Source organism: Campylobacter concisus (assembly GCF_002913945.1).
Lineage (GTDB): Bacteria > Campylobacterota > Campylobacteria > Campylobacterales > Campylobacteraceae > Campylobacter_A > Campylobacter_A concisus_P.
The window spans coordinates 1-19,140 of record NZ_POZK01000025.1 but is presented as its reverse complement, the minus strand read 5'-3'; the positions used below and the strand labels follow the sequence as shown (position 1 = coordinate 19,140).

Annotated in this window: 19 protein-coding genes and 5 tRNA genes; 13 read left to right on the top strand and 11 right to left on the bottom strand. The window is 39.5% G+C overall.

Annotated elements, in window-relative coordinates; all coding sequences use genetic code 11:
* Positions 1–100: 100 nt before the first annotated feature.
* On the top strand, positions 101–229 hold the full coding sequence (locus CYP64_RS10330; RefSeq protein WP_258032473.1) for a hypothetical protein: 129 nt from the start codon (positions 101–103) through the stop codon (positions 227–229).
* A 75-nt stretch (positions 230–304) separates the two neighbouring features.
* Complete coding sequence (locus CYP64_RS05935) at positions 305–655, top strand: hypothetical protein (RefSeq protein ID WP_103603823.1); 351 nt, start codon at positions 305–307, stop codon at positions 653–655.
* A gap of 35 nt (positions 656–690) precedes the next feature.
* On the opposite strand, the gene CYP64_RS05930 is transcribed toward CYP64_RS05935, so the two are convergent.
* The 4 genes from CYP64_RS05930 to CYP64_RS05915 form a co-directional block, all read right to left on the bottom strand.
* Entirely contained in the window at positions 691–2,460 is a 1,770-nt protein-coding gene (locus CYP64_RS05930; protein ID WP_103649045.1) for an aryl-sulfate sulfotransferase, read from the bottom strand.
* A gap of 265 nt (positions 2,461–2,725) precedes the next feature.
* Positions 2,726–3,850, bottom strand: coding sequence for a cytochrome d ubiquinol oxidase subunit II (locus CYP64_RS05925; RefSeq protein WP_103649044.1), 1,125 nt, complete (start codon positions 3,848–3,850; stop codon positions 2,726–2,728).
* Positions 3,843–5,378, bottom strand: coding sequence for a cytochrome ubiquinol oxidase subunit I (locus CYP64_RS05920; protein WP_103649043.1), 1,536 nt, complete (start codon positions 5,376–5,378; stop codon positions 3,843–3,845). The genes CYP64_RS05925 and CYP64_RS05920 overlap by 8 nt, the downstream gene beginning before the upstream one ends.
* A 1-nt stretch (position 5,379) precedes the next feature.
* Positions 5,380–5,595: a DUF4492 domain-containing protein gene (locus CYP64_RS05915; RefSeq protein ID WP_021091886.1), complete on the bottom strand. Its 216-nt coding sequence runs from the start codon at positions 5,593–5,595 to the stop codon at positions 5,380–5,382.
* Between the two features lie 125 nt (positions 5,596–5,720).
* Here CYP64_RS05915 and CYP64_RS05910 point away from each other — a divergent pair, with 125 nt between their 5' ends.
* The 6 genes from CYP64_RS05910 to CYP64_RS05890 all read left to right on the top strand — a co-directional run bounded on the left by CYP64_RS05910 (position 5,721) and on the right by CYP64_RS05890 (position 12,970).
* The gene (locus CYP64_RS05910) at positions 5,721–7,355 is read left to right on the top strand and encodes a CTP synthase (protein WP_103649042.1); all 1,635 of its coding nucleotides are present in this window, start codon (positions 5,721–5,723) and stop codon (positions 7,353–7,355) included.
* Between the two features lie 105 nt (positions 7,356–7,460).
* Positions 7,461–8,012 carry an NAD(P)H-dependent oxidoreductase gene (locus tag CYP64_RS05905; RefSeq protein ID WP_103649041.1) on the top strand — a complete coding sequence of 184 codons (552 nt, stop codon included), beginning with the start codon at positions 7,461–7,463 and terminating at the stop codon, positions 8,010–8,012.
* Positions 8,013–8,252: 240 nt separating this feature from the next.
* A complete protein-coding gene (locus CYP64_RS10325) occupies positions 8,253–8,375 on the top strand; it encodes a hypothetical protein (protein WP_258032973.1) in 123 nt (40 codons plus the stop codon).
* Complete coding sequence (recJ, locus tag CYP64_RS05900; RefSeq protein WP_103649040.1) at positions 8,365–9,939, top strand: single-stranded-DNA-specific exonuclease RecJ; 1,575 nt, start codon at positions 8,365–8,367, stop codon at positions 9,937–9,939. The genes CYP64_RS10325 and recJ overlap by 11 nt, the downstream gene beginning before the upstream one ends.
* Positions 9,940–10,165: 226 nt before the next feature.
* Entirely contained in the window at positions 10,166–12,163 is a 1,998-nt protein-coding gene (locus CYP64_RS05895) for a TonB-dependent receptor domain-containing protein (RefSeq protein ID WP_103649039.1), read from the top strand.
* A gap of 222 nt (positions 12,164–12,385) precedes the next feature.
* Positions 12,386–12,970, top strand: a complete 585-nt coding sequence (locus CYP64_RS05890) for a hypothetical protein (RefSeq protein WP_103649038.1) — start codon at positions 12,386–12,388, stop codon at positions 12,968–12,970.
* 37 nt (positions 12,971–13,007) lie between these two features.
* On the opposite strand, the gene CYP64_RS05885 is transcribed toward CYP64_RS05890, so the two are convergent.
* The 7 genes from CYP64_RS05885 to CYP64_RS05855 all read right to left on the bottom strand — a co-directional run bounded on the left by CYP64_RS05885 (position 13,008) and on the right by CYP64_RS05855 (position 18,153).
* On the bottom strand, positions 13,008–13,640 hold the full coding sequence (locus CYP64_RS05885) for a protein-L-isoaspartate(D-aspartate) O-methyltransferase (RefSeq protein WP_103649037.1): 633 nt from the start codon (positions 13,638–13,640) through the stop codon (positions 13,008–13,010).
* A 60-nt stretch (positions 13,641–13,700) separates the two neighbouring features.
* On the bottom strand, positions 13,701–14,468 hold the full coding sequence (locus CYP64_RS05880) for a carbon-nitrogen hydrolase family protein (RefSeq protein WP_103649036.1): 768 nt from the start codon (positions 14,466–14,468) through the stop codon (positions 13,701–13,703).
* Positions 14,469–14,957 carry a hypothetical protein gene (locus CYP64_RS05875; protein ID WP_103649035.1) on the bottom strand — a complete coding sequence of 163 codons (489 nt, stop codon included), beginning with the start codon at positions 14,955–14,957 and terminating at the stop codon, positions 14,469–14,471.
* Positions 14,947–15,969 (bottom strand): ribonucleotide-diphosphate reductase subunit beta, encoded by a 1,023-nt coding sequence (locus tag CYP64_RS05870; RefSeq protein WP_009494790.1) that lies wholly within the window; start codon positions 15,967–15,969, stop codon positions 14,947–14,949. Before CYP64_RS05870 ends, CYP64_RS05875 begins: the two co-directional genes overlap by 11 nt.
* 71 nt (positions 15,970–16,040) lie before the next feature.
* Positions 16,041–17,165 (bottom strand): PepSY-associated TM helix domain-containing protein, encoded by a 1,125-nt coding sequence (locus CYP64_RS05865; protein ID WP_103649034.1) that lies wholly within the window; start codon positions 17,163–17,165, stop codon positions 16,041–16,043.
* Between the two features lie 75 nt (positions 17,166–17,240).
* On the bottom strand, positions 17,241–17,975 hold the full coding sequence (locus CYP64_RS05860) for a spore coat protein (RefSeq protein WP_103649033.1): 735 nt from the start codon (positions 17,973–17,975) through the stop codon (positions 17,241–17,243).
* A 102-nt stretch (positions 17,976–18,077) separates the two neighbouring features.
* Positions 18,078–18,153: transfer RNA gene (locus tag CYP64_RS05855), tRNA-Ala, on the bottom strand.
* Positions 18,154–18,259: 106 nt separating this feature from the next.
* Between CYP64_RS05855 and CYP64_RS05850 the strand changes: the two genes are divergently transcribed.
* From CYP64_RS05850 to CYP64_RS05835, 5 genes are all read left to right on the top strand, one after another.
* Positions 18,260–18,334, top strand: a tRNA-Gly gene (locus tag CYP64_RS05850).
* Positions 18,335–18,342: 8 nt separating this feature from the next.
* Positions 18,343–18,429, top strand: a tRNA-Leu gene (locus CYP64_RS05845).
* A 6-nt stretch (positions 18,430–18,435) separates the two neighbouring features.
* Positions 18,436–18,509: transfer RNA gene (locus tag CYP64_RS05840), tRNA-Cys, on the top strand.
* Between the two features lie 33 nt (positions 18,510–18,542).
* The gene (locus tag CYP64_RS10005) at positions 18,543–18,698 is read left to right on the top strand and encodes a hypothetical protein (protein WP_181001695.1); all 156 of its coding nucleotides are present in this window, start codon (positions 18,543–18,545) and stop codon (positions 18,696–18,698) included.
* A 59-nt stretch (positions 18,699–18,757) separates the two neighbouring features.
* A tRNA-Ser gene (locus tag CYP64_RS05835) sits at positions 18,758–18,847 on the top strand.
* Positions 18,848–19,140: the final 293 nt, after the last annotated feature.

Here is a 19,140-nt window from a genome sequence, read left to right as displayed (position 1 = left end):
ATAAATATTGATTTATAGGGCTTTATTGTACTCTGGTACAATTTACAAGACTTATGAAAATTTATACAATGCGATAAAATTTTTTAACAAGGATGAGAAAATGATCGCAAAAATAGAGGGCATAAAAGTGATGCCAATGCAAACTAAAATTTTAAATTCTGGCACAAACTTTTATGAAAATAACTTCACAAATACAACTTTAATTTTTCCTTTTTACGCGAAGAAGTAAAACAACTTCTAATCTCCAAAACAAGAGCGATTTAGCTTTTATTTTAAATTTAATTTATAGTTAAGAGAGTTTTATATGCAAAGTGAAAAAACAGAAATTTTACTTGATGAAGTGAATGAAACAATAGATTCGATATTTAGAACCTGTAATAAAAATGGTGGAACAAAGAAAGCTTTGGAAAATAGAAAGCTAAATAAAGAAATTTTAAAAGATAAATTTGCATCGATCTTTTTAAAATTTGACCAGATAGACGATGATAATTTTAAAAGCATAGTTCTTGCAAGTGATGAAACAAAAGAGCTAAGCGATATGGTAAAAGCATTTGAAGCGGACAAAGATATAGACTTGCCAGAGCTAGAGCGAGCAATAAATTTTAACCTTACTAGAATCAAAGAAGCAATCTATAAATTTCAAAACAACAACTAAAAGCTGGTGCGAGAAAAATCTCACACCAGATACTGCTAATAACTAAATACCTCCGGATCAATAACCATCGCCCTATAAGCAACATCATCTCTTGAAGCAGAGTCCACATCCATCTCAAATTTGATCTCATTTGTCTTTGGATCGATCTCAACTAAGACCATTTTAATAGTCTTGTCAGGACGGAGTAAATTTACATTTGAGCTTGAGATGAAGTAGGTATTTTTATCTTTTTGCCACTCGACGTTGCTAGTAACTGCGCTATAAAAGTCAAAGCCACGCTCTTTGCCAAACTGCCAAGTTTGTTCAACCGTGCCCTTTTTCTCATCTATCTTGTACTCAACCGCGCGGGAGTATTTGTCCTCTTTAAAGGCTGGCTGCTCCATGCCCCTTGCATCGCCATTGTCAAATACGCTTAGGTGTTTTATACTACCTTTGTTGTCGTATCTTGGCGTTAGCCATGCAGTGTGCTGAGTCCATGACCAGTCAAATTCGCCCTCGCATTTTGAGTTTTCGCATTTTATCTTATTGCCTTTGCTATCGACTGGAGTTAGCACTTTGGCTTTAAATTCTTCACTCCAGCCCTCAGGCGAAGCTAATATCCATTTTACTTTCTTGTCACGTCCTATCTTTACGATGCCTTGGTGGCGAAGCGAGAGGATAATGCTATCGTCGCTCTCATCGTATGAGATAGAATTTACGTGAGCCCAGTTTCTGCCTGTGCCAGTAGAGGTGATGTCGCCAAATGGCTGATCGTCGCTTATCTTTATCTCTTTTGCGTCCATATCGATATTTAGGCAAACAGCTCTTGCATCAAGTGCTTTTATGAGGTTGCTGCGGTAGACGTTATTACCAAAAATTTCATTTAAATCCCACTCTTCGACCACTTTACCAGTGTTATCGACCTCGATGATGTGATCTCTTATGGTGTGAGAAATTTTGCCATCTTTGTGGTGGTAGTTGTATTTGCCAACTCTAAGAAGTGCGTGATCGTTCTTTAATGGCATAACTTCATGGCTTAGATCGATGTAGCCTCTTGGAAGTGGGCGATTATAAATTTCTTTTCCCATAAGGTCATATCTTAGATATCTTTGAGCCATACCAAAGCTGATATCGCCATTTTTTAGCTGATGAAAGCCCATCATCATGCCTCCATCCATCACTCTTCTCTCGCTGCGGTCGTAAAATTTCTGATAGTCAAGATACCATCTAACCTCACCCTTGGTATCTACGATGTAGTTTTCGGTAAAGTCGTTCCAGCTAGCAGCTCCGCCATTTTTCCAATCAAGTGGTTTATAGACGCTTGTAATTGTATTATTTATGAGATAGAGCCTGTTTTTAAAGGCAGGATCAACCTTTTTGACGCGAGTCTTTTGCATGTGTGAGAACCTAAAATCACGGCTATATGTGACGATAGGTTGGGCGTAAATTTTATATGTTTCTACCTTTTTAGCTCCGTTAAATGTGTAGCTTACGACTACTTCATTTAGATAGTCAGGGTAAAGCCCCCAAATAGGCACACCATCATGCGTAAGCAAAGCATGCTCTGAGACGTTGTAGTCGATATCGATGCCACCATCTGGCTTGCCTTTTACTTTGACATGGATATCTTTGATATCTTTGCCAGCTCTATCGATGATAGCAGTTAGAGGCGATACGTCGTAAGGATTTATAAAGACTGATCCAAGCTCGCCTTGAACCTTTACGTGATGAGCCAGGACTCCAGCCTCTAGTGGCGTGATGCCTATACTAAGACCACTAACCAAAACAGCCGCAAGGGCAACTGAACCTAAGAAATTCTTGCTCATTTTCGCTCCTTTAATAAAATTTAATGATATCTTACTACCCAAATTTCACACAGAACTAACGCTTATATGAAAAGTGGCTTAAATAAATTTATAAAAGAGTTGTTTTAAAGGGTAAAAATAAAAAGAAGAATTTAGGAGCAAACGCCCCTAAATTTTAGTTATTTGCGTCAAATTTCTTAAGAGAAAAAAGAACAAATTTATAGCTAGCAAATAGCGTCACTGGCCAAAGTATCAAAAAAATTCCTGCTTCTAACATCTTTTATCCTTAGTATGCGTGATGATCGTTTTTGATCTCGTCTTGCGTGATCTTCTTGCTATCTATCGCTCGCCAAACGACGATGATATAGGCAAGCACTACTGGCACTAGTAAGCTAACATAGGCCATAACGCCAAGTGTGTAGTGGCTAGAGCTTGCATTTTTGATAGTTAGCGAGCTAGCAAGGTCGCTAAATGACGGATAAAATGCTGTGCCATTTAGTCCTGTTATCAAAAATAGCGCAGTCACAGCAAGCGTTACGCCAACGCCATAAGCAAAAATTCCACGTATGCTTTTTGTAAATGCCCCTTGGAAAATTCCAACAAGTACCAAAACAACGCCAACAAGAAGCAATATACCAACGATAGGTATCTCGATCAAATTTATAGCGTATTTGTAATGCATAAGGCTAACTACGCCATTTGCGTCGTATGCAAAGCCATCTTTTGTAAGCACCCAAGCAAGAAAGCCTAGGAAAAATGGCAAGAATAGCACGGTGTTGATAAGTAGCTGTTTTCTAGCATTTTGTATAAATTCGCCATCAGCGATGTTGTTCATAAGATATAAGCAGCCGCCTATGCGAGATAGGAAAAACATCGCTATGCCAAGCAAGTACAAGTAAGGATTTGCCAATGCTTCAAGGCCGCGAAACGGAGTCTTCCACTCGACAAAGTTGTGCTCATTTAGCACAAAGTCGCTTCCGCTAAAGAATGTACTAACAGCCATGCCGATAAGAATAACGCCAAGTGAGCCATTTATGAAAAGGAAAATTTCATAAGTTCTAGTGCCTAAGAAGTTATCAGGCTTTTTGCGGTACTCGTAGCTTACAGCTTGGACGATAAAGCAAAATAAAATAGCCAGCCAAACCCAGTAGGCACCACCAAAGCTAGTAGCGTAAAATAGCGGGAACGCTGCAAAGCATGCGCCTCCAAACATAACAAGCGTCGTAAATGTAAGCTCCCATTTTCTACCGATAGAATTTATGAGCATATCTTTTTTCAGCTCATCCTTGCCAAGGCTAAAGATGAGCGACTGTCCACCTTGAACAAACATCATAAATACCAAAAGTCCGCCAAGAAGGCTAACTATAAACCACCAATAAATTTGTAAATTTTCTAAGCTTAAACTATGCATGGTCGTTAAATCCTATCTTTATTTGCTTAAGCATGATTTTGATCTCGGCAATTAGCAAGACCGTAAATAAAACAGCAAATAATATAAATGAAATTTTGATATTTGAGTCTGCTAAATTTGTAGCTCCTACGCCAACGGTCATGAGATCTTGTATCACCCAAGGCTGACGGCCGACCTCTGCTACTATCCAGCCAGCCTCAGCTGCGATGTAGCCAAGCGGTATAGTAAAGAGGCAGATCCACAAAAAAGCTCTTATGTTTTCAAATTTATATTTTCTTGAAAGATTTAGATAGAGCGTAATAGCAAAAAGAGCTATGAAGTAAGTGCCAAGTACAACCATGATATGGAAGCTATAAAATGTAAGCGCAACTGGTGGCACAGCTTCTTTTGCGTCTTTAAGATAGCCATATCCTAAGAAATTTAGGTTGCTTTCTAAATTTGAAAGTGAGCTTTTCATCAAGCTCTCGTCATTTGCTTTTTTAGCCTCTTTGTAGTTTTTAAGAGCCTCGATAGCTACTTTGCCCTTTGCCATCTTCTCTTCTACGCTTATTAGATTGTGCTCGCTATTGCCATAAAGTAGGTCATTTATACCTGGTGTAAATGAGTCAAGCTCTCTGTTTGCCATGATGCCAAGTGCATAAGGCACCTTTATCTCAAGCAAAAATGGCTCGCTCTCGTCGCCAAGCTCTTTAGCTAGGTTTAAAATACCAGCGGCAACTAGACCAGCGTTTTTCTCGCCATTATAAAGTCCCTCCATCGCAGCAAGCTTCATAGGCTGCTTTTGAGCTACAAAATATGCACTCTCATCGCCACTAAGTAACAAAAATGCCGAAGTGATAAGTCCAAATGCGCTAGCAACGACGATGCTTTTTTTAGCTAGCAAGATATGGCGTTTTTTGATTAAAAACCAAGCAGAAATTCCTATCACAAAGATAGATGAGATAGTGTAGCCACTAGTTACTGTGTGTAAAAATTTGCTAATACCAAGTGGATTTAGCGCAACTTCAAAGAAATTTTCCATCTCCATTCTTGCAGTATCTGGGTTAAATTTCATGCCTATTGGATACTGCATCCAGCCATTTGCGATCAATATCCAAAGTGCGCTTAAATTTGAACCGATCGCGACAAGCCAAGTTGAAAGCAGGTGAAATTTCTTGCCAACCTTTTCCCAGCCAAAAAACATAATGGCAAAAAATGTACTCTCCATGAAAAATGCGAGCAAGCCTTCAATCGCAAGTGGAGCGCCAAAGATGTCACCTACAAACCAGCTATAATTCGCCCAGTTTGTACCAAACTCAAACTCCATGATGATGCCAGTAGCAACGCCGATAGCGAAATTTATACCAAAGAGCTTTAGCCAAAATTTCGTTATCTCGAGCCAGACTTTATCGCCGGTTTTAACATATATCGTCTCCATAATGGCGATGATAAAACTTAGCCCCAAAGTAAGTGGGACAAACAAAAAGTGGTAAATGGCAGTCAGCGCAAACTGAGCCCTAGACCAATCAACAAAATCCATCTCAGACATTTTATTCCTTTATTAAATTACGAATTACAAATTCGCTTTTTTCTTCGTCGGTTTGAAATTTGGTATTTAGAGTCTCGTTAAAGATGAAGGCTTTTAAAATTCCAAACATGATGATAAGCTTTATTATTATGAGAAGCCATAATTTTTTGCCTATTTTCATGTTTTTAAAGCCCTCTATATATAAAGAGGCAATGATGTTTAGGTAGTTTTTTATCATAGTTTGTGAAGTCTATAACAAAAAGACTTAAAGAATAATTTTTAAAATTTATACGATTAATGCCTTACTAAATATTTAAGGGGTATAATCCGCAATTAAAAAATAAATAAATTTAAGGAAATTTAATGGCAAAAGAGACGAAGTATATTTTTATCACAGGTGGCGTTTTAAGCTCACTTGGAAAAGGCATCGCAGCTGCGTCTATCGCGACTCTTTTAAAAAATTCCGGACTAAAAGTAAGTGTTTTAAAAGCTGATCCATATATCAATGTAGATCCTGGCACGATGAGCCCGCTTGAGCACGGAGAAGTCTTTGTCACAGACGATGGTGCAGAGACAGATTTGGATTTGGGGCATTATGAGAGATTTTTAGATGAGAGCCTAAGTCAAGACAATAACTTCACAACGGGCAGAGTTTATAGCTCAGTGATCGAAAAAGAGCGAAGAGGCGACTACCTTGGAAAGACTATTCAAGTGATCCCTCACATCGTTGGCGAGATAGTTGATCGCATCAAAAAAGCAGGCGAAGGTAAAGACGTACTCATCGTTGAGATCGGTGGAACAGTTGGCGACATCGAGGGATTACCATTTTTAGAGGCGATAAGAGCACTAAGGGTGGAAGTTGGCAAAAAAAGAGCGCTAAATATTCACCTAACGCTTGTGCCATTTATAAAAGTGGCCGGCGAGCTAAAGACAAAACCAACCCAGCATAGTGTAGGTGAGCTAAGACGTATAGGCATAACACCAGACATAATCATCTGCAGATCTGAAATGCCACTAAACCGCGAGCTAAAAGATAAGATAGCAGCAAGCTGTGGTGTTGAGAAAAATTGCGTCATAGAGAGCTTAGATAGCGCAAGTATCTATCAAATTCCACTTTCATTTTTAAAGCAAGACATACTAACGCCAATCGCTGAAAATTTAGGCTTTAATGAGCTAAAACCAGACATGGCAAAGTGGGATAGCCTAGTAAAAAGGATAATCGCTCCAACAAATGAAACTACAATAGCATTTGTGGGTAAATATATCGACCTAAAAGAGAGCTACAAGAGTCTAACTGAGGGTATCATCCACGCTGGAGCAAATTTAGACGCTAGGGTAAATTTACGCTGGATAGATAGCGAAAAGATAGAAGAGAACAATGTAAATGAGCTTTTAAAAGACGTAGATGGCATCTTGGTCGCCGGTGGCTTTGGCGAAAGGGGCGTTTTAGGCAAGATGCAAGCCATTAAATTTGCTCGTGAAAATAAAATCCCTTACCTTGGAATTTGCCTTGGTATGCAGCTAGCACTCATTGAGTTTGCAAGGGATGTTTTGGGCCTAGAGGATGCAAATTCTATGGAATTTGACAAAGAGTGTAAAAATCCTATCATCTATCTAATCGATAGCTTTATCGACGCTCACGGCAAAAAACAGATAAGAACGCACACAAGCCCACTTGGCGGCACGATGAGGCTTGGAGCATATAACTGCGACATCAAACCAAAGACACTTCTAGCTGAAATTTATGGCAATGCAAAGAGTGTAAAAGAGCGTCACCGCCACCGCTACGAGGCAAATCCAAAATATAAAGAAATTTTTGAGAAAAATGGTCTTTTAGTAAGTGGCGAGAGCGATGGGTTGATAGAGGCTATCGAGCTAAAAGGCCATCCGTGGTTTGTGGGCGTGCAGTGTCATCCTGAATTTACTAGCCGTCTAACTAAACCAAATCCTGTGATATTAGGCTTTATAAAGGCAAGTTTAGAAAATATTAAATCTTAAATTTAGAGCCATCTGGCTCTAAAAATTCTTTTAAAATTTTGCTGTTTTTATTAAATTATTTATCAGATAAATCCCACTACTTGCCATAAATTTTTAAGGAGAAAAATGAAAACCCTAATCATCTTAGCCCACCCTGATATCCAAAACTCAGTCATAAACAAACGCCTGCTACAAGAGGCTCTCAAAGAGCCGCAGCGCTTTAGCGTACATGATTTGACGCAGGTTTACAAGGGCAAAAGTATCGACGCCGCGCGCGAGCAAGAGCTCATCAGAGCCCACGATGCCCTAGTTTTACAGTTTCCGCTTCACAACTTCTCCTGCCCTCCGATTTTAAAATCATGGATTGATGCGGTGATGACGCACGGCTTTGCCTACGGACGCGGCGCAGACGGCATAGCGGGGCGCAAAGTAGCGCTAGCCGTGACCGCAGGCATCAAAAAGAGCGATTACTGCCCGCAAGGACGCTATCATTTTAGCTTGCGCGAGGTTCTTACGCCGTTTGAGCTTGCGTTTAAATACTATTTTCACGCCAATTACCGCGACTTTTTCGCATTTTACGGCGCCGAGGAGACTCCTGGCGTGGACTACGTATCAAGCGACAGCGAAATAGAACGCGGCGCCAGAGAATATGCGGAGTTTTTGAGAAATTTGGAATAAATTTTTATAAAAATGGTTTAAACTTTATGACATAAAGCATTTAAAAATTTATAAATTTAATTGTATAAATTTTTGCTAATGTTTACTATTTTTGGTGGGTTAAATTTGTAAAGACTATCAATTTAACAAAGCTTTTAAGCTCGCCATTAGCCCTAAAATCTTACTTTTATTTAAAATTATAAGAAATTAAATTTCAAAAAGATATAATCCAAGCATTCAAAATAAAGACGAAAGATTGCGATGAAAAAGAAGTATTTTTATAGCCAAATTTTTGGCAATATGGGTGTAAATTTAAGTGAACAAGTGGCATTAAATAAAATTGGTAAGTTCTTCAAAAATTCTTACCAAAACCATGCTAAATAAAGAGGATATAAGGAATTTACTAGCGCATAGATTTTGTAACGACATACATAAAAAAATTAGTGAAATTCCGACACCAAGCGCCTTAAAAGATATCTACAAAGGCGCTAACCGCATAAAAGAAGCGATCGAGAAAAACGAGCGCATAGCCATTGTGGGCGATTATGATGTTGATGGTGTGGTTTCAAGTGTGATTTTGGCCGAGTTTTTTGATGATCTTGGCATAAAAGACTACCTAGTAAAAATTCCAAATAGATTTAAAGATGGATATGGGCTAAATCCTGAGATAATAGACGAACTCTCAGCTGATGTAAGCTTGATTATCACCGTTGATAATGGCATCTCTGCAAACGATGCGGCCATTATCTGTAAAGAAAAAGGCATCGATCTTATCATCACTGATCATCACATGCCACCAGCTGTTCTCCCAGAGGCTTATGCGATCATAAATCCAAAACAAGAAGACTGCAACTTCCCAAATATTGAAATTTGTGGCGCTGAGGTCGCTTGGTATTTGGTTGGAGCGTTAAAGGATGTTTTTGGTCTAAATTACGATATGAGCAAATTTCTAGAGCTTTTAGCTATCGCAATAATCGCTGATATGATGGAGCTAAGAGATATGAATAGAATGCTTGTTCGCCTTGGTATTTGTAAGTTAAATGCGTCTAAGCGTTCCGCATTTCATGCTATAAAAGAGTTTTATGGTAAGGAAAAATTTGAGTGCGATGATATTAGCTTTCTTATAGCCCCACTTATAAATTCAGCCGGACGCATGGACGATGCGATGAATTCATTTAACTTTTTACGTGCCAAAAGTATCGAGGAAGCCTACAACTATCTTGACATGATAATAGAGTTTAATAACTCTAGAAAAGAGGAGGAGCGTCAGCTCTTTGAGTGCTCGCTAAAGGACGTAAAAGAAGACGATGAAGTCATCATCACTTGGGGTGAGCAGTGGCATGAGGGTGTGATAGGCATCGTAGCTAGCCGCTTAGCAAAGCACTTTGCAAAGCCAGCTATCGTCTTTAGCATCGATAAAGGTCGTGCAAAAGGCAGTGCTAGAAGCATTGGTAAGCTTGATATCTTATCTCTTATAGCAAGCCACGAAAATTTACTAACAAGCTACGGCGGTCACAAAGGAGCGGCTGGACTTACGCTTGCGCCTGAAAATTTGGTGGAATTTAAAGAAGCGATAAATAAAAGTTGCTCATGCCTAAATATGCAAGATTGCAAAAGCTCGGACGAGCTACTTGGCGATATAATGCCAAGCGAGATAGACTTTGAATTGCTTGAAATTTTAGAATTTTATGAGCCATATGGGCAGAAAAACCCTCGCCCAGTATTTAAGATAAAAAATGCTCTTGTTAAAAACGAAAGACTTATAGGAAGAGATCAAAATCACTTAAAGCTCATCTTGCAAAAGGATAATAAAACGCTTGAGGCTCTATTTTTTAACTTTACAAGACATGCTAGAGTTGGTGAGATGATAGATATTATCTTTTGTATATCAAAAAATTCATTCCGCGGACTTGTTACCCCACAGCTACTCATAAAAGAGATTTTATAAATTTTATCTCGGTTTTATAATGCTAAAATTTTAATAAAACCGAGATTGCTTCGGTTTTAATTCGCCAAAATCGTTTCTTTATATATTTAATGCAGTCCAACTAAAATAATACTATTTGACTCAAATTTCTGTATTGTAAAATTAATGTTATATAAATATTTATACTTTATTTAAGTTTATTTTTGCTTTAATTTTAATTTTAAATATTAATTTCATAGGACTAAACATGAAAATTTCTTACGTTTTAGCATTTGCTTTAGTACCAAATTTAATGCTTGGTGCTGAAGAAACGATAGACCTGGCTCCGGTTACCGTTTCTGCAAAGATACAAAAGTCCGTTCTTGACGAACCAACAAAGGCCCAAATAGTAGGCAAAGGCGCGATATTAGAAAATGGCGACATCGCTAAATCTCTTTTAAATTTGAGCGGCTTTACGATGGAGCGCAAGGGCGGAGGCGGCAGCGAGGTTTATTACCGCTCGCAGACGGCGGCCAGACTGCCGGTGTTAATCGACGGTAGTACGCTAAACGGCGGTTGCGGTATGCGCATGGATACGCCCATCACTTACATCTCGGCGCAAAATTATAGCTCGGTTCGCATCGTAAAAGGCCCGCAAGACGTCAGATACGGCGCGCTCATTAGCGGCGGTATATTTTTCGATAGAGAGATAGCAAGGCTATATAAACCGAGCTTCGGAGGAAACGTAAGCGTGCTTGGCGGTAGTTTTAGAAGGTTTGAAACTACCGCGGACGTAGCGGCGGGCAACGAGCTAGGTAGCCTAGAAATTTCCGGCGGACACTACCAGAGTGGCGATTATAAAAGCGGCGACGGACAGAAAATGCATACGCACTATAAACGCAACAGCGTCTCACTCGTGGGTACGCTAACGCCCACAGATACTACGGCCTTGCAGCTAAGCGCGGATCTGGGTAATGGAGAAGCGGCGTATGCCGATAGGATGAGGGACGGCGTACAGTTTGACCGCAAGTCTTTCGGACTAAAATTTGAACAAGACGTCGGCGAGCACAAGATCAGGCTAAGCTCGTACTATCACCAGATCGATCACATAATGGACAACTTTACCATGCGTCCAGTGGTGCCGGGTGCAGGAATTGGCAAGGGATACAGCATTAGTCACCCGATACGCGATATGTACGGCTTTAAGCTAGAAGGCGAGCTAAATTTCGATAATCTAACCAGCTTCATCGGCACGGGATACTCTCAAGATACGTTTAAATGGCGAGGTGCCGGAAGCGGTATGGCCGGCGTATCTAAAGCTCAAATGGACGCCGCCCTATCAAAGCCGCACGTAAAAGAGCGTAAGGTAACGTATAAAACGATATACACTCAAAACGAATACGTCCTTGAAAACGACTACGGGCTTTTTGGCGGACTTAGGCTGGACGCGGGCGAGAGAAAACTGTTAAAAACGCATAAGAGTAGGAAAGAAAATTTATTCTCAGGCTTTTTTAGATACGAAAAATATCTACAAAATTTAACGCTTTATGCGGGACTAGGTCACGCGCAAAGGTTACCGGATCACTGGGAAACGAATAAAGACGATAATCTTAAGCTAAATAAAGAAAGAAACACTCAGCTTGACTTTGGTACCGTGCTAAAAGATAAAAATTACGAGCTAAACGTGAATTTCTTCGTCTCGAAGATGGATGATTACATAATGATAAAGTATAACCCTATGGGTATGTCTTCAAACGTATTTAATACCGATGCTTTACTATACGGCGGCGAGATCGAGGGCGATACGCTACTGGCCGATATGTTTAGGCTGGGGGCGGGCGTATCCTACGTCTACGGCAAGGTGACTAAAAATTCGGGCGGCCTAAAAGACGGCGACGCGCTGCCTAAGGTTTCTCCTCTAACGTTTAAACTAAGCGCCGGCCTAGAAAAGCCAGACTGGTTCGTCAAAGCCGACTTCTACGCTAACGCATCGCAAAAACGTGCGCAAAAAGGCTATGGCGACGTGGGCGGTATGGATCTTGGCAAAAGCGATAGTTTTTGGACGCTGGGGCTAAGCGCGGGCTATAAATATAAAAATTATCAATTCTTGCTAGCAGCGGAAAATTTAAACGACGCCAAATACGCCTATCATAACTCAAAAGGCGGCTACGGCGGCGGTATCGCAGGCTACGAAACTATCCCGAACGGCACGAGGCTTTATGAGCCGGGCAGAAGCTTTTGGGCGAAATTTAAGGTGCATTTTTAGGGCGTAACTTAATAAATTTGGCATGGCTGTGGGCTTAGGATTTGCCCTAAAGCCGTGCTAAATTTAAGTATTTTTACTCTTATATTCTTAACAATACTCACGCTTACTACATTTACCATTAGCAATAAATTGGCACTTGGTATAAAATTTCTTATTAAATTTAAATTTTATATAGATTAAAAGCTTAGATGTAAAATCTCAGAAATTTTTTAAAGGAGAGGTATGAAAAATTTACTTGTAAAATCAAGCTTGATTCTAGCTTTGGTAAGCTCAGTGGCACTAGCTCAAGGTGCATTTGTTGGTGGTGAGGGTGATTATTCGTTTAACTCAAAAATCAAAACAAAAAACATAGCAAGTAGTGAGAAAAATAACTTCAAAAAAGGTCACTATGGTCTTGGCTTTTATGGCGGTTATGATTTTGACAGCTATAGAGCATATGGCGGTTATTATTATGACTTTAAAGCTAGGAAAAATGCTGGTGAATCAGATGCAAAATGGGGTAAGCATAAATTTTTAGGCGGCGTTGATTATACGCCAAGCATCACTGAAAATTTTAAAGCTGTTCTTGGTGGATATACAGGTCTTGGCTACTTGAGCGTTAGAGAGAGATTTAATAACGAAACAAGTAAGAAAAATTTCAAAGGCTTGCTAGTTGGCGCAAAAGCGGGCGGCATCTACTCATTTGACGAACATAACGCGATCGAGTTTGGCTTAAAAGCTGATAAGACTTTTTATAAGAAAAATAGCGGAGCTCAGCTAAGAGATACAACTATAGGAATTTATACAGGCTATACTTATAGATTCTAACATTTAGGCAAAGCTTAGGGCTTTGCCTTATTTTGGACTACTCTCTACCTTCAAGAAGTGGCACAAAAAGGCACTCATCCAAGTACTCTTTTTCTAAATTTCCATCTTTATCTTTTTTAAATTTAGTGATAAATTGCTTGCCATCTTTTTTCATTGGAGCTACTAAAATTCCACCATTTTTAAGCTGCTTAAATAAATTTGGCGAGATCTCATCAGCAGCTGCCGAGAGCAAGATACGATCAAATGGTGCGTAGCTTCGCCAGCCATTGTTGCCGTCATCATATCTTACATGCACGTTTTTTATTTTTAGTGCCTCGAAGCGTTTTTTCGCCTCCATGGCTAGCTTTTCTATTCGCTCGACGCTAAAAATTCTATGTGCAAGTTTGCTTAAGATCGCTGCTTGATAGCCACTGCCGCAGCCTATCTCTAGGATGTTATCCATGTTTTCGCACTCTAGCGCCATTGTCATCTTTGCAACGGTTAGCGGTGAGCTGATCCACTGATTGCCCAGTATCGGCTGAGCATCGAGCTTATAAGCATGCGCAGTGATTGGTACAAAAATTTCACGCTCAGTGGTAGCTATCGCATCAAACAAAAGTGGGCTTAGCGTGATCTCATCGGCTATATCGCTAGCCAAATTTTGGCATTTTATCGCTTCTAGTTGAGTCAAAATTTATATCCTAAATAAAAATTAAATCGTTATTATACGATTTAAAACTTATCTTAAAATTTATAAAATCCCTAAATTTGTCTTGATCTCTTTTATTAAATTTGCATCAAAAATCGTTTCTTTAACAAGTGTGCCATTTGGTAAAAATACCCCAGCAACTTCTAATGCAAGAGAGCTTGAGATCATGACATAGCAGTTGTTTGCGATAGCTAGAGCCTTACATAGACTAAGATAAGCATCCTCTCTAGTCTTGCCCCACATGGCTGGTACCATGATGATATCACATCCTTTTAGCTTTGCCCAAAGTGTGCTATCGCGTAGTTCAAAGCATATTAGCACGCCAAGCTTTAGCCCTCTAAAATCAAATGCATTTATATCGCTCACATCGCCAGCGGCAAAAATTTCATGCTCCAAATTTGGCCGAAAAAGTTCGGCTTTAAATTGTGAATGAAAGACATTATTTGAGTTAAGAAGCAAAAATTCGTTATAAATTTTTGGCTGGTGCGGATTTAGATTTGAAATTTGAGCGAGTCCTGCGCTTTTGTTTAGGCTAGTAAGGTGTGTAAAACCAAGAAATTTATCTGGACTAAGTACCTCTTGCAAGCGTTCAAGCAGCATTGCATCAAAGCTACCTATCATGCCACCAAGTATCGCTTTGTTCGCCCCAGCAAAAAAGCCGTCAAAGTCATAGCCGCTGATGCAAAGCTCGCTTGCAAGAATGAGTGAGTTTTTAGGCGCAGCCTCAACTAAATTTGCAAGCTCCTCTAGGCGATCCGTTGCATTTTTTGCCTTTAAAGTTAGGCTTATTAGGTTTAAATTTTCGCTCATTTATTTTCCAAATACAAATGTCATAGGTTTTTCGTCGTGGCAGTCTTTTGGAATTTTGCAGTTTATATCCGTGCCACCGATGTTTGGTGTGTTTTTTAAAATAACGCTTATAGCTGTGATTTTATCATCGCGCTGGGAGAGCGGATCATTAAAAACCCAGACCTCAAAGCCAAGACCCCTAGCCTCATCATGTGAAACTATTCTTACCTCTTTTAGGTCTTTTGCCTCAAAGCCACACTGTTTGTTTATGCCAAACATCACGTCATTTCCTAGCACAGATCCTAGCGGTGCGAAACTTGGTGCAATTTCACCGTTTGGCATCTCTTGATAGATTTCCGCTTGGCTTGTCTCTTTTACCTTAACAAGCTTGTAGGCGTAGAAATTTTCGAGATTATTTTTATTTGCTTGATCAATTATCCTTTGATTGCTGCTCGCACACCCCACAAAAAGCACGCAAGCAAGGGCTAAGATGCCATTTTTAAAAGTCATCAAAGCTGATACTTCCCTTGCTGTAGTTTGTCACCTTTGCTTCAAAGAAATTTGACTTTTGATCGTTAAACTTCGCAAAGTCATCGACCCATTTGATCGGGTGAGCGACATTGTATTTGCGTTTTAGACCGATCGCAACTAGGCGCTGGTCGATGAGATAGTGGATGTACTGCTCGATGATATCATCAGTAAAGCCCATTATTTGGTTTTGGGTGATATATTTGCCCCATTTGATCTCTAAATTTCCAGCTTTTTCAAACATATCATAAATTTTTGCCTCAGTCTCAGGCGTGAAAAGGTCAGGCCTCTCTTTGCGGACTGAGTTTATCATGTTTTGAAATAAAAGCAGGTGCGTGATCTCATCGCGTTGGATGAAGCGTATCATCTGTGCTGAGCCTAGCATCTTGCCAGCACGAGCTAGAGCGTAGATCGCTGTAAAACCGCTGTAAAAGTAGATGCCCTCTAAAATTTGGTTCGCAACCATCGCAAGAAGTAGCTTCTCATCAGTCACTTCGCCCGCAAGCTCCTCATAGACACTTGAGATGTAGTCGTTTTTCTCGCGCAAGACATCGTCGTGCTTCTCCATCTCGTAGATGAGGTCGGTGTTGTCACAGATCGCCTCGACCATGACAGCGTAAGACTTACTGTGGTTTGCCTCTTCGTAGGCTTGGCGGCTTAGTACGGCGTTGATCTCTGGCGCGGTAATGTAAGGGTTGATGTTGTCAGCTAGGTTGTTTGTCTGAAAGCTATCCATCGAGATGAGCTGGCTCCAAACTAGGTCATACATGCGTTTTTCGGCCTCTGTGAGGTTGTAGGCGTAGTCGCGCACGTCATCGGTAGTATCGACCTCTTTTGGAAACCAGGTGTTTGCCTCCATGAGGTCCCAGAGCTTTAACGCCCACTCGTATTTTGCCTTGGTAAAATTTAAAATGCCGTGTGGGTTGCCGTTAAAGACTCTTCTGTCGGTCAAATTTTCATTTGAACTTGGGTTGTATATGCGTTTTCTGTTCATAAATTTCTCTCTTATTTGTAGTAAAAATTTCTCAAAATCTTACCCAAAGCAAGGTAAAAATTTACTTTTATTTAGAGTGCCTTAGTCCTTTTTATGGTCATTAAAAAGCCAGTTATTATTAGTAAAACTGCGATCACGCATGATACTGCAAAGACGATCTGACCGATCTCGCCAAACATTTCACCAGTGTGCAGACTAAGCACTTTTCGCCCAGCCTTTTTGGCCTCTGGGATGCTCTCAGCCTTGCTAACAAGCTTGTTTTCTTTGATCTTGCCAGCGCTCGCGTCAAGCTTTAGCTTGCCCACTTGGCTCTCACTTGTTTCGTAGTTTATAGTGTAGGTGCTTTGGTTGTTTTCAGGCACGTTTATCGTGAGGGATTTTAGATCTAGCGTGACATTGCCTTTAAAAATTTGCTCCGCAGTCTCGATCTCTTTAAATTTCTCATCGCTTATTGGGATTAAATTTCTTTGAGGCATTGCCCTTTGCGTCTGACTTGGTTTTAGCTCGAAAAATACGCTATTTACGCTGTTTCTGACCCAGCCATAAGACCAGTAAAGGCCAGTTAGCGACATCACGACAAGCAGGATCGCCACGTAGGTGCCAAGGCTCGTGTGGAGGTTGTAAAAGCAGGCGTAGCCCTTTGCGTTTGGCTTGATCTTTAGCGAATTTAGTAAATTTCGCTTGATCGCTGGGGCGTAGAGGATGAGGCCGCTGATGGCAAGAAGCGCCATGATGATGGAGCTAATGGCGACTATTTGCTTGCCGATGTTGGCTGGGACTTTGCTATCAAGCAGGGCAAGACCTAAATTTCTATGAAGACTTAAGATAATGATACGAAATTTCTCACCCCAATCCTCACTGATCACCTCGCCACTTCTTGGATCTATGAAGAAATTTAATTGTTTTTTATCCTTTGTAATGCTTATACGATAAGCTTCATTTGCTCCACCTATTTGTAAGCTTTCAAGTGTATCAAATTGAATCTCACTTTTTGCTTTAGCTAGGAGTTCATTTAAGCTTAAATTTTCTTTTTCGCTAGGAACTAAGTTTATAAAATTTTTATTTATAGCACTTTTGATCTCTTCTCTATAAGACGCAAATGGTGCTGAAAGAGTCATGAATATTAGCGGAATAGCCGCGATTAGTCCAATTATTAGATGGATGTTGAAAATAATTTTTCCTCTTTTTAAAAACATTTTTTTCCTTTAAATTTTAATAGCGAATATTATTTTATTTTTTGTTAAGAGGAGATAAATTTGGTAAGAAATTTGCTATTTATTTTGGGCGATCGGCAAGAGATACTCAAAGGTTCTAATGGCCGCGTTTAGATCCTTTTTGTTTAGAGATTTGAATGGTCTTAGCAAGTGATAAAGTGGCTTAAATTTTATAATTAGCTGCAGCGAGCGCGTGTAAATTTCACTCCCTCCGGCTGCCAAATATTCGCTAATGACTTCGCTTGCAAACTCGTCTGAAATTTTAAAACGAAATAACTCATCTATAAAAACAAGCAGATCGCGACACTTTTGAAGCTCTAGGTCATGGCTAAAAAATTTTGACTCAAAATCTAAAAATTTTATCTCGTCATTTTTTATGGCGATATCCCTAAGGGCTGGGCGTCCGTGCGCAAAATTTAGTGCGTGAAGTCCAGCTAGTGCGCGGGCCGCTTTTAGTAGAATTTCATGTTTAAATTTTTCATCGTTGCTATACTTAAAAAGCTGAGAAATCGGTTCACCGACATCTTCTATCACGAAAAACTCATCACTTTTTAGAATGAGTTTTGGAGCAGGGGCTTTGGCTTCGTTTAAAATTTCAAGTTTTTTTATCTCGTTGGCAAATGATTTATAAGGATTTGGCTTGAAAATTTTAGTTAAAAAGCCACCTTTAATGTTTTTTTCAATGCATTTTAACCAAAATTTTTGTCCATCAAATTCAAAGCTAAAGACACGATCATTGCAGTCACTATGACTTTTTAAAATTTCATTGACATATTGTTTTAAATTTTGCATATTTGTAATTTAGCGAAAGAAATCTGAATTTTTACATATATGTGGCATAAATTTTAGTAAAAAGTGGTGAAAATGTATTAAACAAAAAAGGCAGTAAAGCACTGGTGGAGTTAAGCGGGATCGAACCGCCGACCTCTTGAATGCCATTCAAGCGCTCTCCCAGCTGAGCTATAACCCCAAAAAAGATTCGGTATTTTATCTTTTTATGCCTTACAATATTTTGAAATTTACATTTTGCAAAATAAATTTTTAAGCAATTTTTGGGTAACATTGCAATTTTTAACGCGGGAATAGCTCAGGGGTAGAGCACAACCTTGCCAAGGTTGGGGTCGCGAGTTCGAATCTCGTTTCCCGCTCCATTAATTTAGCCCGAGTGGCGGAATGGTAGACGCAAGGGACTTAAAATCCCTCGGTAGTTTTTACCGTACCGGTTCAAGTCCGGTCTCGGGCACCACGATATGGCGACATGGCCAAGTGGTAAGGCATGAGCCTGCAAAGCTTTGATCCCCGGTTCGAATCCGGGTGTCGCCTCCAAACTTCAAAAATAACTACTCTAAGGAATAAAAAGTGAGAAATTTACTTTTAGCAGCGTATATAGCATTTTTTGTAGCTGGTTGTTCAAATACTTGGCATGGCGTAAAAGAAGATACTCATAATGCTAAAGAATGGACTAAAGAAAAGATAAATGATGGAGCTACATATATTAAAGAAAAAACAGAGTAAATTTTAGAGATTATAGTAAATTTTAAGCAAAGTTGGTTATAATCACAAATCTTTTAATTCGGGAGATGGCTGAGCGGTCGAAAGCGGCGGTCTTGAAAACCGTTGAGGTGTGAAAGCCTCCTGGGGTTCGAATCCCTATCTCCCGGCCACCTTCTAATTCCTTGTTTATTTTATAAAGCATTACCTAGATTCATTGTTCATAATGGCTATAAGAAAATTTTTATAAAAATTTACTCTAAAATTTACTAAAACTAAAAATAGTATCAAATTGCTTATTCAAAGTAAGATACTGTAAGATAAGGGAAAGTTTAAGAGTTTTTATATTTTATTTTTGGCTATCTTAAATTCTAAAAATAATATTTGTAGTAGCACATCCAAAATATATAATAGGTCATACCCCTATGTATAAATAAAATTAATAATATTGAATAAAGAATTTAAG